The organism is Pantoea sp. SOD02 (assembly GCF_024707505.1).
Taxonomy (GTDB): Bacteria; Pseudomonadota; Gammaproteobacteria; order Enterobacterales; family Enterobacteriaceae; genus Pantoea; species Pantoea symbiotica.
This window is the reverse complement of sequence record NZ_CP102604.1, coordinates 720164-735336: the sequence shown is the minus strand read 5'-3', so window position 1 is coordinate 735336 and position 15173 is coordinate 720164. Positions and strand designations below refer to the sequence as shown.

Annotated in this window: 11 protein-coding genes; 8 read left to right on the top strand and 3 right to left on the bottom strand. The window is 59.6% G+C overall.

The window, feature by feature from the left end; genetic code table 11:
- Positions 1–160: 160 nt before the first annotated feature.
- The 8 genes from atzF to urtE all read left to right on the top strand — a co-directional run bounded on the left by atzF (position 161) and on the right by urtE (position 11782).
- Entirely contained in the window at positions 161–1957 is a 1797-nt protein-coding gene (gene atzF, locus NR302_RS03350; RefSeq protein ID WP_258144572.1) for an allophanate hydrolase, read from the top strand.
- Positions 1958–1959: 2 nt separating this feature from the next.
- Positions 1960–5577: an urea carboxylase gene (gene uca / locus NR302_RS03345; protein WP_258144571.1), complete on the top strand. Its 3618-nt coding sequence runs from the start codon at positions 1960–1962 to the stop codon at positions 5575–5577.
- A gap of 9 nt (positions 5578–5586) precedes the next feature.
- On the top strand, positions 5587–6285 hold the full coding sequence (locus NR302_RS03340) for a GntR family transcriptional regulator (protein WP_258144570.1): 699 nt from the start codon (positions 5587–5589) through the stop codon (positions 6283–6285).
- A gap of 28 nt (positions 6286–6313) precedes the next feature.
- Positions 6314–7582 (top strand): urea ABC transporter substrate-binding protein, encoded by a 1269-nt coding sequence (gene urtA, locus NR302_RS03335; protein ID WP_008108706.1) that lies wholly within the window; start codon positions 6314–6316, stop codon positions 7580–7582.
- Between the two features lie 74 nt (positions 7583–7656).
- Positions 7657–9222 carry an urea ABC transporter permease subunit UrtB gene (gene urtB, locus NR302_RS03330; protein WP_258144569.1) on the top strand — a complete coding sequence of 522 codons (1566 nt, stop codon included), beginning with the start codon at positions 7657–7659 and terminating at the stop codon, positions 9220–9222.
- Positions 9222–10298 (top strand): urea ABC transporter permease subunit UrtC, encoded by a 1077-nt coding sequence (gene urtC / locus NR302_RS03325; RefSeq protein ID WP_154154312.1) that lies wholly within the window; start codon positions 9222–9224, stop codon positions 10296–10298. The genes urtB and urtC overlap by 1 nt, the downstream gene beginning before the upstream one ends.
- Positions 10291–11082: an urea ABC transporter ATP-binding protein UrtD gene (gene urtD / locus NR302_RS03320; protein WP_258144568.1), complete on the top strand. Its 792-nt coding sequence runs from the start codon at positions 10291–10293 to the stop codon at positions 11080–11082. Before urtC ends, urtD begins: the two co-directional genes overlap by 8 nt.
- Position 11083: 1 nt before the next feature.
- A complete protein-coding gene (gene urtE, locus NR302_RS03315) occupies positions 11084–11782 on the top strand; it encodes an urea ABC transporter ATP-binding subunit UrtE (RefSeq protein ID WP_258144567.1) in 699 nt (232 codons plus the stop codon).
- 90 nt (positions 11783–11872) lie between these two features.
- Here the strand turns inward: urtE and NR302_RS03310 are convergent, their stop codons facing one another.
- From NR302_RS03310 to rbsK, 3 genes are read right to left on the bottom strand one after another with little or no spacing between them, the layout of a single operon-like run.
- A complete protein-coding gene (locus NR302_RS03310; RefSeq protein WP_258144566.1) occupies positions 11873–12886 on the bottom strand; it encodes an aldose 1-epimerase family protein in 1014 nt (337 codons plus the stop codon).
- Positions 12883–14208 carry an L-fucose:H+ symporter permease gene (fucP, locus tag NR302_RS03305; RefSeq protein ID WP_008101752.1) on the bottom strand — a complete coding sequence of 442 codons (1326 nt, stop codon included), beginning with the start codon at positions 14206–14208 and terminating at the stop codon, positions 12883–12885. The genes NR302_RS03310 and fucP overlap by 4 nt, the downstream gene beginning before the upstream one ends.
- Before the next feature lie 9 nt (positions 14209–14217).
- Positions 14218–15135 carry a ribokinase gene (gene rbsK / locus NR302_RS03300; protein WP_258144565.1) on the bottom strand — a complete coding sequence of 306 codons (918 nt, stop codon included), beginning with the start codon at positions 15133–15135 and terminating at the stop codon, positions 14218–14220.
- Positions 15136–15173 lie beyond the last annotated feature (38 nt).

The following is a 15173-nucleotide window of genomic DNA, read 5'->3' as shown; positions in this document are numbered from 1 at the left end:
TCGCGCACCGCCATTGCGCAGCCTTTGCGCCGCCATTGTGCAATTTATCATCAGAAAAACTTATTACACATCAATTAACTACGCGGTTTCATCGGCTTACAAAAATGGCATGCGCTTTGCTCTGTTGAATTCCATCTTGTATACCAGTTGGAATTCACTCATGGCATCGACCTTTGGCTTTACGCTCCAGGATTGGCAACGCAGTTACCAACAGGATCCACAACAAATTACCGCCTTGCTGGCGGCCCATCTCGACGCAATCGACGCGCAGGATAACGCCTGGCTCTATCTCGCCACGCCCGCGCAGCTGCAGGCACAAATTGAACCGCTGCTGGCGAGCTATCAGCGCAACCCGGCGGCGCTGCCGCTGTTTGGCGTACCGTTTGCGGTAAAAGACAATATCGATGTCGCCGGCTGGCCGACCAGCGCCGCCTGCCCCGCCTTCACCTACACCGCCGATGCCGATGCCTTTGTCGTCGCGCAGCTTAAAGCAGCAGGCGCGGTGGTGATTGGCAAAACCAACCTCGACCAATACGCCACCGGCTTAGTCGGCACGCGTTCGCCATTTGGCGCGGTGAGCAACACCTTCAATCCTGATTACGTCAGCGGCGGCTCCAGCTCAGGTTCCGCGTCGGTGCTGGCGCGCGGTCTGGTGGGCTTCTCGCTCGGCACCGACACCGCCGGTTCGGGCCGCGTGCCCGCCGGTTTCAACAACATCGTTGGCCTCAAACCGACCAAAGGCTGGTTCTCCGCCAACGGCGTGGTGCCGGCTTGCCGTCTCAATGACACCATTTCCGTGTTTGCGTTAACGGTCGAAGATGCCTTCGCGGTGGCTACGGCAGCGGGCGGCTATGACGCGGGCGATGCCTATTCGCGCAGCAATCCGCACACCGCACCAGCCAGCTTCAAAGCGCAGCCCGATTTCGCCATTCCCGCCACGCCCGAGTTCTTCGGCGACAAACAGGCCGAAGCGGCTTGGCTGGCGGCGCTGGAGCAATTGCAGGCTGGCGGCGCAACGCTGCATCCGATCGACTTTTCACTATTCCATCAACTCGCCGAGCAGCTCTATTACGGTCCGTGGGTTGCCGAACGCACCGTGGCGGTGGGCGAGATGATCAATCGTCCGGAAGAGATGGATCCGGTGGTGTACGGCATCGTCAGCAGCGGCCTGAAATACACTGCGGTCGAAGCCTATCAGGCGGAATACCTGCGCGCCGAACTGACGCGCCAGATTCAGCAAACGCTGGCGCAGTTCGATGCGCTGGTGGTGCCCACCTCGCCAACCATCCATACGCTGGCCGAAATGCAGCAGGAGCCGGTGCATTACAACTCGCAGTTCGGTACCTACACCAACTTCACCAACCTCGCCGATCTCAGCGCGCTGGCGCTGCCTGCGCCCTTCCGTGCCGATGGTTTGCCCGCTGGTATCACGCTGATTGCGCCTGCCTGGCAGGATCGTGCGCTGGCCGGTTTTGGCCTGCGCTGGCAGCAGCAGATGGCGCTGCCGCTCGGTGCCACCGGCAAAGCGCAGCCTGCTCAACAAGACGCATTGCCGGTTTCCGCCGATCACGTCCGCGTGGCGGTGGTGGGCGCGCACCTCACCGGCATGCCGCTCAACTTCCAGCTCACTACACGCCAGGCAGTTTTAGTAGAAGAGACACAAACCGCCAGCAATTACCGCCTGTTCGCCCTGCTCGATGGCCCGATTAAGAAGCCGGGTCTGCTGCGTGGCGAAAGCGGTGCGGCGATCACTGTGGAACTGTGGGATATCCCGCTGGCGCGCTTTGGCGAGTTCGTGGCGGAAATCCCCGCGCCGCTCGGCATTGGCTCGCTGACGCTGGCCGACGGTCGCATCGTCAAAGGCTTTATCTGTGAACCGGCAGTGCTGTCGCAGGCGCTGGAAATTACCGAATTTGGCGGCTGGCGCAACTGGCTGGCCTCTCTGGGGAGTAAATAAGCATGTTCAGCACCGTTCTGATTGCTAACCGTGGCGAAATCGCCTGCCGCGCCATTCGCACCTTAAAACGCCTCGGCGTGAAAAGCGTTGCCGTCTATTCCGATGCCGATCGCAACGCGCGCCACGTCAAAGAAGCTGATGTCGCCATCGCTCTCGGCGGCGACAAAGCCAGCGACAGCTATTTACGTATCGATAAAATCCTCGCCGCCGCACAGGAAACCGGCGCGGAAGCCATCTGGCCGGGCTACGGTTTCTTGTCAGAAAGCCTGCCGTTTGCCGATGCCTGTGAAAAAGCCGGCATCGCCTTTGTCGGCCCGACCGCGCAACAGATTGGCGAGTTTGGCCTGAAACACCGCGCGCGTGAGTTAGCTGCCAGCGCGGGCGTGCCGATGACACCGGGCACGCCGCTGCTGAGTTCGCTGGAAGAAGCCTTGAGCGCCGCCGACACCATCGGTTATCCAGTAATGCTGAAAAGCACCGCGGGCGGCGGCGGCATTGGCCTGACGCGCTGCGCCGACGCCGATGCGCTGGGCAATGCGTGGGAAAGCGTACGCCGTCTGGGCGAGCAGTTCTTCAGCGATGCGGGCGTGTTTTTAGAACGCTGCATCGACCGCGCGCGCCACGTAGAAGTACAGATTTTTGGCGACGGCAGCGGCAAAGTAATCGCGCTCGGCGAACGCGACTGCTCGTTGCAGCGCCGCAACCAGAAAGTGGTTGAAGAGACGCCAGCACCGAATCTGCCGCAGGCAACGCGTGAAGCGCTGCTCTCTTCCGCGGTACGCCTCGGCGAGCTGGTGAATTATCGCAGCGCCGGTACGGTGGAATACATCTACGACGCCGAGCAAGATGCGTTCTACTTCCTTGAAGTGAATACTCGCCTGCAGGTTGAGCATCCGGTCACCGAATGCGTCACCGGCCTCGACCTCGTTGAGTGCATGTTGAAAGTGGCCGCTGGCGATGCCATCGACTGGGCGCGTCTGCAACAGGCTCCGCAAGGCGCATCGATTGAAGTACGTATCTACGCTGAAGATCCGCTGAAAAACTTCCAGCCAAGTCCGGGCGTGTTGACCGGCGTCTGTTTCCCGGATGATGTGCGCGTCGATGGCTGGATCGATACCGGCACCGAAGTCTCGGCGTATTACGATCCGATGGTCGCCAAGCTAATCGTGCATGCCGACACGCGCGAAGCCGCACTGGAAAAGATGCAGCAGGCGCTGGCCGCTACCCAACTGCATGGCATCGCCACCAACCTCGATTATCTGCGCCAGATCGTCGCCACCGACGCCTTCCGCAGCGGCAAAGTCTGGACGCGCTTCCTTGATAGCTTCACGCCAGCCGCCAGCGTGATTGAAGTACTGCAACCCGGCACCTTCAGCAGCATTCAGGATTTCCCTGGCCGCCTCGGCTACTGGGATATTGGCGTGCCGCCGTCCGGCCCAATGGACGATTTCGCCTTCCGCCTCGCCAACCGCATTGTCGGCAACCACGACAGCGCCGCTGGTCTGGAATTCACTCTGCAAGGCCCCACGCTGCGCTTCAACAGCGATGCGGTGATTGCCTTAACAGGCGCCGATTGCCCAGCCGACGTCGATGGCGAAAGCATTGCGTACTGGCAGCCCGTTAGCGTCAAAGCAGGACAAACCCTGACGCTGGGCCGCGCGCAGAGCGGCTGTCGCACCTACTTAGCGGTGCGCAACGGGTTCGACGTGCCGGAATATCTCGGCAGCCGCTCCACCTTCTCGCTCGGCCAGTTTGGCGGCCACGCCGGACGCACCTTGCGCGTCGCCGACATGCTGCCAATCTCCCAGCCGCAGCTCGCCGCTTGCACCACGCCCGCGCCGGTCAGCGCACCGCAGGCGCTCGATCATGCGCTGGTGCCGCATTACGGCACCGAATGGCGCATCGGCGTGCTGTATGGACCGCATGGCGCACCGGATTTCTTCACCCAGGCGGCAATTGATGAGTTCTTTGCCAGCGACTGGCAGGTGCACTACAACTCCAACCGCCTCGGCGTGCGTTTGGTGGGCCCGAAACCGACATGGACGCGCGCCAACGGCGGCGAAGCCGGCCTGCATCCCTCCAACGTGCATGACTGCGAATACGCCATCGGCGCGGTGAACTTCACCGGCGACTTCCCGGTGATCCTGACGCACGACGGCCCAAGCCTCGGCGGCTTCGTCTGCCCGGTAACCATCGCCAAAGCTGAGCTGTGGAAAGTTGGCCAGGTGAAACCGGGCGATAAAATCCGCTTCCACCCGATCAGCGCCGACGAAGCGGTGGCGCTGGAAAAAACCCAGGCGCACAGCGTGGCAACCCTGCGCAGCAGCCACGCGCCAGCCTTCGAAGTGCCCTCTTTAGCGGCCAGCGATATCGGTTCCGCCACCTTGCTGGCGGCGCTCCCCGCCACGGCAACCACGCCAGCGGCGGTTTATCGCCAGGCGGGCGACAAATATGTGCTGATTGAGTACGGCGACAACGTGCTAGATCTGGCGCTGCGTCTGCGCGTGCATCTGTTGATGAATGCATTGCGTGAACGCGCGGTGCCGGGCGTGGAAGAGTTGTCGCCGGGCGTGCGCTCTTTGCAGGTGCGCTACGACAGCATGATTCTCAGCCAGAAACAGCTGATGCAGCTGCTGCTGGAACTGGAAGCCGGACTCGGCGATGTCAGCCAGCTGAAAGTGCCATCACGCATTGTCTGGATGCCGATGGCCTTCGAAGACAGCGCCACGCTCGGCGCGGTCGAACGTTACAAAGAAACCGTGCGTGCCAGTGCGCCGTGGCTACCGAATAACGTCGACTTTATCCAGCGTATTAATGGTCTAGAGAGCCGTGAAGCGGTGCGCGACACGATTTTTGATGCCAGCTATCTGATTCTCGGCCTCGGCGATGTCTATCTCGGCGCGCCGTGCGCGGTACCGATTGATCCACGCCATCGTCTGCTGAGCTCCAAATACAGCCCGGCGCGCACCTTTACCGCCGAAGGCACGGTTGGCATTGGCGGCATGTACATGTGCATTTACGGCATGGATTCACCTGGCGGCTATCAGCTGGTGGGCCGCACGCTGCCAATCTGGAACAAGTTCCTCAAAAACGATCAGTTTGCGGCCGACGAGCCGTGGCTGCTGCACTTCTTCGATCAGGTGCGCTTCTACCCGGTAACGGAAGACGAACTGACGCAGCTGCGCGATGACTTCCGTGAAGGCCGCGCCACGGTGCGCATCGAAGAAACGGTATTCGACTTCGCCGCTCATCATCAATTCCTCGCCGAAAACGCCGCGTCAATCAGCGACTTCCGCCAGCGTCAGTCTGCCGCCTTCGAACAGGAAGTGACGCTGTGGGCGCAGGAAGAGCAGAACGCGCCGCTCACCAGCGAGGAGACGTTGGTGGTGGCTGAAGCCGACGACGATGCGCTGGCGGTGTGCGCCGATATGAACGGCAACATCTGGAAAGTGCTGGTGCAGCCGGGCGACGCAGTGGAAGCCGGTCAAACGCTGATCATCGTGGAAGCGATGAAAATGGAGCTGGCGATTGTCGCGCCGCAGGCGGGCACGGTGAAACGCATTGCCTGCCAGGCAGGACGTCCGGTGAGTCCGGGCGATGCCCTGCTGTGGCTGGAATAAGGAGTTTGCATGAACACGAGCCCTCGTAGCAAAGGTCGTCCGGAAGCGCTGGCCGAGAAGGTTTATCAGGCGCTGAAGCAGGACATTTTTGAGTTTCGACTGATGCCGGGCGACCGCTTCAGCGAAAACGAAATCGCCGATCGGCTGGAAGTGAGCCGCACGCCGGTGCGTCAGGCGCTGTTCTGGCTGGAGCGCGAGGGCTACGTCGAAGTGTGGTTCCGCAGCGGCTGGCAGGTGAAGCCGTTCGACTTCGAATATTTCGAAGAGCTGTACGACTTTCGCACCGTGCTGGAGTGCGAAGCGGTGCGCCGCTTGTGCGCGCTGCCCGCACCGCAGTGCATCGACATGCTGACCGCGCTGCAAAGCTTCTGGATCGATGCGCCGCCGCTGGCCGATGGCAAAGCGGTTTCAGCGCAGGATGAAGCCTTCCACATGGCGCTGGTGGCCGCCGCTGGCAATCAGGAGATGGCGCGCATCCACGCCGAACTGACCGAAAAAATCCGCATCATTCGCCGTCTCGATTTTACCCGTGACGACCGAATGGAGGCGACATACCGCGAGCACGCTCAGATTTTACGGGCGATTTTCCAGCAACAAACCGAGGAGGCGCAGCGCATTTTAACCGACCACATCGCCGTCAGTAAGGCAGAGGTCAGAAAGATCACATTGCATATGTTACAGCAGGCTCGACTTCAACCCATTGAATAACAATACAAACATAGTGAGGGGTTTACTGATGAAAAGACGTTCGTTGCTCAAGGCTTTCGCGCTCTCTGCCTCTGTTGCCAGCATGGGCTTTGCCTTCGCGGCACAGGCTGCTGACACCATCAAGGTGGGCATTATGTCCTCGCTCTCCGGCACCATGGCGATCTCCGAAACGCCGCTGAAGGATGTGGCGCTGATGACTATCGATGAGATCAACGCCAAAGGCGGCGTGCTGGGCAAAAAGCTGGAACCGGTGGTGGTCGATCCGGCTTCTAACTGGCCGCTGTTTGCTGAGAAAGCGCGCCAGCTGCTGACCCAGGACAAAGTGGCGGCGGTGTTTGGCTGCTGGACCTCGGTATCGCGCAAATCGGTGCTGCCGGTGTTTGAGGAGCTGAACGGCCTGCTGTTCTATCCGGTGCAGTATGAAGGTGAAGAGATGTCGCCGAACGTGTTCTATACCGGTGCCGCGCCGAACCAGCAGGCGATTCCGGCGGTGGAATACCTGATGAGTGAAGATGGCGGCAGCGCAAAACGCTTCTTCCTGCTGGGCACCGACTACGTCTATCCGCGCACCACCAACAAGATTCTGCGCGCCTTCCTGCACACCAAAGGCGTACAGGATAAAGACATCGAAGAGGTCTATACGCCGTTTGGTTACAGCGATTATCAGACCATCGTCTCCAACATTAAGAAGTTCTCTGCCGGTGGCAAAACGGCGGTGATCTCCACCATCAACGGCGACTCCAACGTGCCGTTCTACAAAGAGCTGGCCAACCAGGGCATTAAAGCCACGGATATTCCAGTGATCGCCTTCTCGGTCGGCGAGGAAGAGCTGCGCGGCATTGATACCAAACCGCTGGTCGGTCAGTTAGCGGCGTGGAACTACTTCGAGTCGGTGGATAACCCAACCAACGCCAAATTCGTTGCGGATTACCGCGCATACGCCAAGGCGCACAACTTGCCGAACGCTAACACCGTGGTGACCAACGATCCGATGGAAGCGACCTACGTTGGCCTGCATATGTGGGCGCAGGCGGTAGAGAAAGCGGGCACCACCGATGTGGACAAAGTGCGCGCGGCGATGGCGGGACAGACCTTTAAAGCGCCAGACGGTTTCACCCTGACCATGGATAAAACCAACCATCACCTGCACAAACCAGTGATGATTGGCGAAGTGGAAGAGAACGGTCAGTTCAACGTGGTGTGGCAGACCCAGCAACCGGTACGCGCCCAGCCGTGGAGCCCGTACATCGCGGGTAACGATAAGAAGCCTGATCATCCGGTGAAATCAACGCAGTAAAGAGTAGGGTCGCCATTTATGGCGACCTTCATCATGGCTGCACCATCCGTACCTCAACCATCAGGGCCAGAACCATGACAATCCGCCGTTATCTCTGCTGTCTGCTGTTACTGCTGCCCTGGCTCGCCCAGGCGGGCGATGGCGCAGACTTCGCGGCCGCCAGCCGCACGCAACAAGCCACGCTGCTCCAGCAGTGGGCCGCCGCACCGCAGGCTAATCGCCTGCCGCTGCTGCAGGCGCTGCGCAATGAAACCGTGGTCATCGACCAAAAACAGCAGCCGTTCAGCAAACATGGCGAGACGTTGCAGCCGCTCGACAGCGCGCAACAGCCCGACGGCGACACCAAAAAGCTGTTTATGAATAACCGCCTGCGCGTGCTGATCGCCAGCGCCCTCGCCGCCCACCAGCTGGTGAGCGACGATGCCGCGATCCGTTTACGTGCCGCACAACAACTGCAAAACGATGGCGTCGCTGACATGCTGCCGCTGATTGAGCAGCGTCTCGCGCTGGAAAAAGACGCGAAGGTGCACGACGTGCTGCTCATGGCAGCGGCCAACCTGCAACTCGCCAGCCCGGATGCCGCGCTGCGCCTCAAAGCCGTCAAACTGCTCGGCGAATCCAGCGATCCCAATATGCAGGCCAGCCTCACGCGCTTAACTCAGGCCAGCAATGAACCCGATGCCAACGTACGTGACGCCGCCGCAGCCAGCCTGAAGCAGATTAAACAGCGTCTGATGTGGGGCGATCTGCTCGGTCAGGCGTTTACCGGCCTGTCGCTGGGTTCGATCTTGTTATTAGCGGCGCTGGGCCTTGCCATTACTTACGGTTTGCTGGGCGTGATCAACATGGCGCACGGCGAAATGCTGATGCTGGGTGCCTATGCGACCTGGTTTGTGCAAAGCCTGTTCCAGCAATTCGCACCGCAGTGGCTGGCGTGGTATCCGCTGCTGGCGCTGCCGGTGGCGTTTCTGGTCACCGCCTGTATGGGCATGCTGCTGGAGCGCACCATCATCCGCCATCTGTACGGACGTCCGCTGGAAACGCTGCTCGCAACCTGGGGCATCAGCCTGATGCTGATTCAGCTGGTACGCATGCTGTTTGGCGCGCAAAACCTGGAAGTGGCGAACCCAGGCTGGCTCTCCGGCGGGTTGCAGCTGCTGCCGAATCTGGTGCTGCCTTACAACCGTATCGCGGTGATCCTGTTTGTGTTTGCCGTGCTGGGCCTCACCTGGCTGCTGCTGAATAAAACCCGCCTCGGCCTTAGCGTGCGAGCCGTAACGCAGAACCGCGCGATGGCCGACTGCTGCGGCGTGCCGACCGGACGCATCGATATGCTGGCGTTTGGCCTTGGTTCTGGCATTGCCGGACTCGGCGGCGTGGCGCTGTCGCAGCTTGGCAACGTTGGGCCGGAGCTTGGTCAGGGCTACATCATCGACTCCTTCCTCGTGGTGGTGCTGGGCGGCGTCGGCCAACTGGCGGGCACCGTGGTGGCGGCCTTTGGCCTCGGCATTCTCAACAAAGTGCTGGAGCCGCAGATTGGCGCAGTGCTCGGCAAAATCCTCATCCTCGTGCTGATCGTGCTGTTTATCCAGAAACGTCCACAGGGCCTGTTTGCCTTCAAAGGGAGGGTGATTGACTGATGAGCCAGCCAATGACGTTAACCATCGCGCGCAAAGCACCGCGCCTGACTATCAGCCTTGGCGTGGTGATCACCGCGCTGCTGCTGGTGCTGCCGTTCTGCGCCCTGCTGCCCACCACGCATCCGCTGGCGATCTCCACCTACACGCTGACGCTGGTCGGCAAAATTCTCTGTTACGCCGTGGTCGCGGTGGCGCTCGATTTGGTGTGGGGTTACGCCGGGCTGCTTTCGCTGGGTCACGGTCTGTTCTTCGCGCTCGGTGGCTATGCGATGGGCATGTATTTGATGCGTCAGGCCTCCGGTGACGGCTTACCCGCATTTATGTCTTTCCTCTCATGGAACGAGCTGCCGTGGTTCTGGGCGGGCACGCAACATTTTGCCTGGGCGCTATGCCTGATCATGCTGGTGCCGGGTGTGCTAGCGCTGGTGTTTGGCTTCTTCGCCTTCCGCTCGAAAATTAAAGGCGTCTACTTCTCGATCATGACGCAGGCGCTGACTTACGCTGGCATGCTGCTGTTTTTCCGCAACGAAACCGGCTTCGGCGGCAACAACGGCTTTACCGGCTTCACCACGCTGCTCGGCTTTAACGTCACCGCGACCGGCACGCGCATCGGGCTGTTTGTCGCCACGGTGCTGCTGTTGTTGGTGAGCCTCGGCATTGGCTTCGCGCTTGCACGCAGCAAGTTTGGCCGCGTGCTGACCGCCGTGCGCGATGCGGAGAACCGCCTGATGTTCGTCGGTTACGATCCCAAAGGCTTCAAGCTGTTTGTCTGGACGCTTTCGGCGGTGCTGTGCGGGCTGGCGGGCGCGCTCTATGTGCCGCAGGTCGGCATTATCAATCCCAGCGAAATGTCGCCGACCAACTCGATTGAGGCGGCGATTTGGGTGGCGCTGGGCGGACGCGGCACCTTGATTGGTCCGTTGCTCGGTGCCGCCATTGTCAACGGTGCCAAAAGCTGGTTTACCGTCGCCTTCCCGGAATATTGGCTGTTCTTCCTTGGCCTGATGTTTATCCTGGTCACGCTGTTCCTGCCGCGTGGCGTGATTGGCTTGCTGCGCCGGAGGCGTGATGACTGAACAACTGTTTACCCAACCTCATCCCTCGGATCGTCATCGTGAACAAACCGATCCGGTATTGCAGCTGGAGAAGATCAACGTGTCGTTCGACGGTTTCCGCGCGCTAACCGATCTCTCACTGAAGATCGGCGTCGGCGAGTTACGCTGCGTGATCGGCCCCAACGGCGCGGGAAAAACCACGCTGATGGATGTGATCACCGGTAAAACCCGGCCGGATAATGGCCAGGTGATCTACGACCAGGATACCGATCTCAGCAAAATGTCGCCGGTAGAGATCGCGCGTGCCGGTATTGGACGCAAATTCCAGAAACCCACGGTTTTCGAAGCGCTAACGGTGTTTGAGAATCTGGAAATCGCGCTGAAAAACGACAAATCGGTGTGGGCCAGCCTGCGTGCGCGACTGAACGGCGAGCAGAAGGATCGGATTGATGAGGTGCTGAAACTGCTGCGGCTTGGCGGCGAGCGTCAGCGCAAAGCCGGTTTGCTGTCGCACGGTCAGAAGCAGTTTCTGGAAATCGGCATGCTGCTGGTGCAGGACCCGCATCTGCTGCTGCTGGATGAACCGGCGGCCGGCATGACCGATGCCGAAACCGAGTACACCGCCGAGCTGTTTCGCAGCCTCGCCGGTAAGCATTCGCTAATGGTGGTCGAGCACGACATGGGCTTTGTTGAAACCATTGCCGATCACGTCACCGTGCTGCATCAGGGCCAGGTTTTGGCTGAGGGATCGTTACGCGAAGTGCAGGCGGACGATCGGGTTATCGACGTTTATCTGGGGCGTTAACATGCTGCAAGTCGCGGAACTGAATCAATATTACGGCGGCAGCCACATTCTGCGCGGTTTGTCGTTTGAGGCGAAACCGGGTGAAATTACCTGTCTGCTGGGACGTAACGGCGTAGGCAAAACCACGCTGTTGAAATGTTTGATGGGGCTGATTCCGGCTAAGTCCGGCGAGATTCGCTGGCAGGATAAAGTGATCAACAGCCGCAAACCGCACCAGCGCGTGCAGGCGGGCATCGCTTATGTGCCGCAGGGGCGCGAAATTTTTCCGCGTCTGACGGTGGAGGAGAATCTGCTGATGGGACTTGCGCGTTTTTCTGGCGCCCAGGCCAAAGCGGTGCCGGAGGAAATCTATCAACTGTTCCCGGTGCTGCGTGAGATGAAAGCACGACGTGGCGGCGATCTGTCGGGCGGACAGCAACAGCAATTGGCGATCGGCCGCGCCCTCGCCTGTTCCCCAAAGCTGTTGATCCTCGATGAGCCCACCGAAGGGATCCAGCCGTCGGTGATCAAAGAGATCGGTGCGGTGATCCGCCAGCTGGCGCAGCGCGGCGATATGGCGATCCTGCTGGTCGAGCAGTTTTACGATTTCGCCGCCGAACTGGCCGACAACTATCTGGTGATGTCGCGCGGCGAGATCGTGCAGCGCGGCGCCGGTTCAAGCATGGAAGCCGATGGTGTGCGCGGATTAGTGGCGATTTAGTGGCATCGTTTTCGTAGGGTGCGCATTCATGCGCACCTGGAGACCTGGTCGCCACAAATGGCGCCCCTACGAATTGTGCATGGAATGGAATTACAAAATCCCGGTTTCAACGCTGAAATGGCGCTGTTCGCCAGGTGCCAGCTCATTCAGCGTGCCGGCGCGCTGCGCTGCTTTAAAACCTTCCGGGCGGCAGGTTGACGGCAGTACATAGGCGGCGACCTGCTGATCGCGGTTATGCAGCATCCAGCGCGTGGCGTGCGGGAACTGCTGGCTGGAGAAGCGTGTCATCAGGGCAAATCCCTGCGGTGAGTGCAGTTCGAACTGCATCTCATCGCCGTACTGCTGGAGATCGTCGGCGAAGAACACGATCTCCGGGTCGCACATCTCCGGCTGATCGAGTTGCTGAAACGCCTGCGGATCGCGCGCCAGTTGATCGGTATACGCGCGCCACTGCGGCGTGGGCTTGACGTGCGCCGGGATCGAGCTGCGCAGCTGGAAAGCATCGGTCGGGATCGATTGCTGGAAACGGCCTTGATCCAGCCAGGCGCTGTTCAGATGACACATATACTGCAGCGGCATCGGCGCACCCGCCAGGTTGGTGACGTTCATCTCAATGTGCAGGCGCGCCGCATTGGCCTCAAGGCGCACCGCCGGTGCGGCAAGATAGTGATGGCCGAAGCCCTTCACATACTCGGTTTCGCCTTCCAGCGACACGCGATCCTCCTCCAGCACCATCCACGCGCTGTCCATGCGCGCGCAGGCCATTTCGCCGTGCAGCGGATGATCGTCGTCTTCCGCCGGGCAACCGTTGGCCAGCAGCCCGGAGTGGAAAGCAAAGCAGCCATAAGTATCAATAATCGAACTGCCGGGCAGCGGCTGCTTAAAGCTGTGGCCCATGGTCAGCGAATGGCCGTCAAAGTTGGCGTCCCACACCATCTGGCCGTAAAACGGCAGCACGATTACCGTGCCGCGTGGGTTGCTGATGCGCACCGCTTCCACGCCTGCGGGATAGCGAAACAGCTCGACGTGAAACGTCTCGTTGCGCAGCAGCGTGGCGGGCGTTTCGTGAAACTGCTCACGACGTAACGGTAAACGGGTTTTCATGGCATCTCCTCGACTAAACGACCGGCCGCTTCCGCCTGCTTTTTATGACGCAGTTCGCCCCAGAAGAAGTAACCCACCCAGGCGAAGCACAGCAGCGAAACGCCGAACGCCAGCTGCATGGATCCCAGATGATCGGAGACGAAGCCCTGAATCGCAGGAATAAAGGCGGCACCGACAATCGACATCACAATAAACGCGCCCGCCACTTCGGTGTATTTGTTATCGACAGTCGCCAGCGTACCGGCGTAGATCGTCGCCCAGCATGGACCAAACAGCGCGCTGACAAAGATCGCGGCATACACGGCGGTAAAGTTCGGCACAAACATCACATACGCCAGCGCAAGAACACCCAGCAGCGAGTAGGCGATCAGCACTTTTTCCGCACGGAAGCGCGTCATCAGGAAGTTGGCGATAAATTTACCGATAAAGAAGCCGATGAAGCTATAAATCATAAAGTTAGAGGCATGACGTTCATTGATCGCGCCAAGCGTCAGCGCCAGACGAATGGTGAACGACCACACCGCCACCTGCATACCGACATACAGGAACTGCGCCACAATGCCGCGTTTGAAATGACGATTCGCCGCCAGATAGCGGAAGGTCTCACCAAGCGACGGCAGGGATTTTTCACTGCTTTCCGGCTTGCAGCGTGGATAACGGGTGAACAGGAACAGCAGCATCACCACCACCAAAACCATCACCAGATATTTGTAGGGTTCCAGCGTGTGCTCGAGCATGGTGAGACGGAACGCATGCGCCTGTTCAGCGTTCATGCCCGCCAGCTGACTTTCCAGGCTGTCACCCTCCTGGAACACCAGATATTTGCCCAGCACGATGCCCATCAGCGCACCGACTGGATAGAACGTCTGGCTGATATTCAGGCGCAGCGTGGCGTGATCGCGATGACCAATCATCGAGCTATAGGTATTAGCGGCGGTTTCAAGGAAGCTCAAACCGATGGCGATGGCGAAAATCGCCGCCAGGAACATGGTGTAGGTCGCCATGTGCGAAGCGGGATAGAACAACACGCAGCCCACGATATACAGCGCCAGCCCCAGCAAAATCGCCAGTTTATAGGTGGCTTTGCGGATCACCAGCGAGGCAGGAATGGCGATCAGGAAGTAGCCGCCGTAGAACGCACTCTGCACCAGCGCGCTGGCGAAATCGCTTAACGCGAACACGCTTTTGAACTGGGTGATCAGGATGTCGTTCAGACTCGCCGCACAGCCCCACAACGGGAACAGGCACGAGAGCAAAATGAACTGGAACAGCGGCGTTTTATTCAGATAGCCATCAGATTGCTGAACAATGTTCGGTTGCATAACTCGACCTCAGTGAACGTTGAGAAAACGCTGGAAGGTTTCCGCGTCGGGATAGGAGCGCTGCGTGCCGCGACCGGTCACGCTGCAGGCGGCATAAGCAGAGGCTTGCGCCATCGCGGCCGGAATATCGCCGCTTTTCACCAGCTCGTGGGCGAAGCAGCCGATAAAGGCATCGCCCGCGCCGCTGGTGTCCACCGCTTTTACCGCAGTGGGTGCAACCTGATGCACGCTGTCGCCGGACATCCACAGCGAACCGCGTCCACCCAGCGTGATGATCAGGTTTTTCAGCCCACGTGTAAGCAATGACTGCCCCGCCAGCTTCACCTCTTCATCGGTGGTGACCGGCATGCCGGTGAGGATCTCCAGCTCGGTTTCATTCGGCATGAAAAAGTCGCATTTGCAGGCATATTCGATATTGAGATCCGCTACCGCCGGTGCCGGATTGAGGATCACTTTGATGTCGTGCTGACGGGCAAAATCAATGGCGTAATAGACGGTTTCCAGCGGGATCTCCAATTGCAGGATAATCAGCTGGCAGCTTTTCAGCGCCTCGGCGGCGACATCAATATCCGCCGGTTTCAGCTGCTGGTTCGCACCTTTGATAATCAGAATGCGGTTCTGTGACTGATCGTCAACGAAGATCGGCGCCACGCCGCTGGAAGTATCTGGCGCGGTGGTGACGAAACGGGTATCAACGCCCTGCTGTTGCAGATTGGCTACGGTATTCGGCGCAAACAGATCGTCGCCGACTTTGCTCACCATCATCACGCTGGCGCCCATCTTCGCGGCTGCCACCGCCTGATTGGCACCTTTACCGCCACAGCCGATAGCAAAATCAGGTGCTTCCAGCGTTTCGCCCGCTTTCGGCAACTGATTGGTATAGGTAATGAGGTCCACCATATTTGACCCAATAACCGCAATATCCATTGTTTTCTCCCGGTGAATTTTAAGCTTTATAATGTTAT

What these genes read in the sequence shown, in the direction of transcription:
- atzF (WP_258144572.1), top strand. Translation starts at nt 161, where the DNA reads ATGGCATCGACCTTTGGCTTTACGCTCCAGGATTGGCAACGCAGTTAC.
- uca (WP_258144571.1), top strand. Translation starts at nt 1,960, where the DNA reads ATGTTCAGCACCGTTCTGATTGCTAACCGTGGCGAAATCGCCTGCCGC.
- NR302_RS03340 (WP_258144570.1), top strand. Translation starts at nt 5,587, where the DNA reads ATGAACACGAGCCCTCGTAGCAAAGGTCGTCCGGAAGCGCTGGCCGAG.
- urtA (WP_008108706.1), top strand. Translation starts at nt 6,314, where the DNA reads ATGAAAAGACGTTCGTTGCTCAAGGCTTTCGCGCTCTCTGCCTCTGTT.
- urtB (WP_258144569.1), top strand. Translation starts at nt 7,657, where the DNA reads ATGACAATCCGCCGTTATCTCTGCTGTCTGCTGTTACTGCTGCCCTGG.
- urtC (WP_154154312.1), top strand. Translation starts at nt 9,222, where the DNA reads ATGAGCCAGCCAATGACGTTAACCATCGCGCGCAAAGCACCGCGCCTG.
- urtD (WP_258144568.1), top strand. Translation starts at nt 10,291, where the DNA reads ATGACTGAACAACTGTTTACCCAACCTCATCCCTCGGATCGTCATCGT.
- urtE (WP_258144567.1), top strand. Translation starts at nt 11,084, where the DNA reads ATGCTGCAAGTCGCGGAACTGAATCAATATTACGGCGGCAGCCACATT.
- NR302_RS03310 (WP_258144566.1), bottom strand. Translation starts at nt 12,886, where the DNA reads ATGAAAACCCGTTTACCGTTACGTCGTGAGCAGTTTCACGAAACGCCC.
- fucP (WP_008101752.1), bottom strand. Translation starts at nt 14,208, where the DNA reads ATGCAACCGAACATTGTTCAGCAATCTGATGGCTATCTGAATAAAACG.
- rbsK (WP_258144565.1), bottom strand. Translation starts at nt 15,135, where the DNA reads ATGGATATTGCGGTTATTGGGTCAAATATGGTGGACCTCATTACCTAT.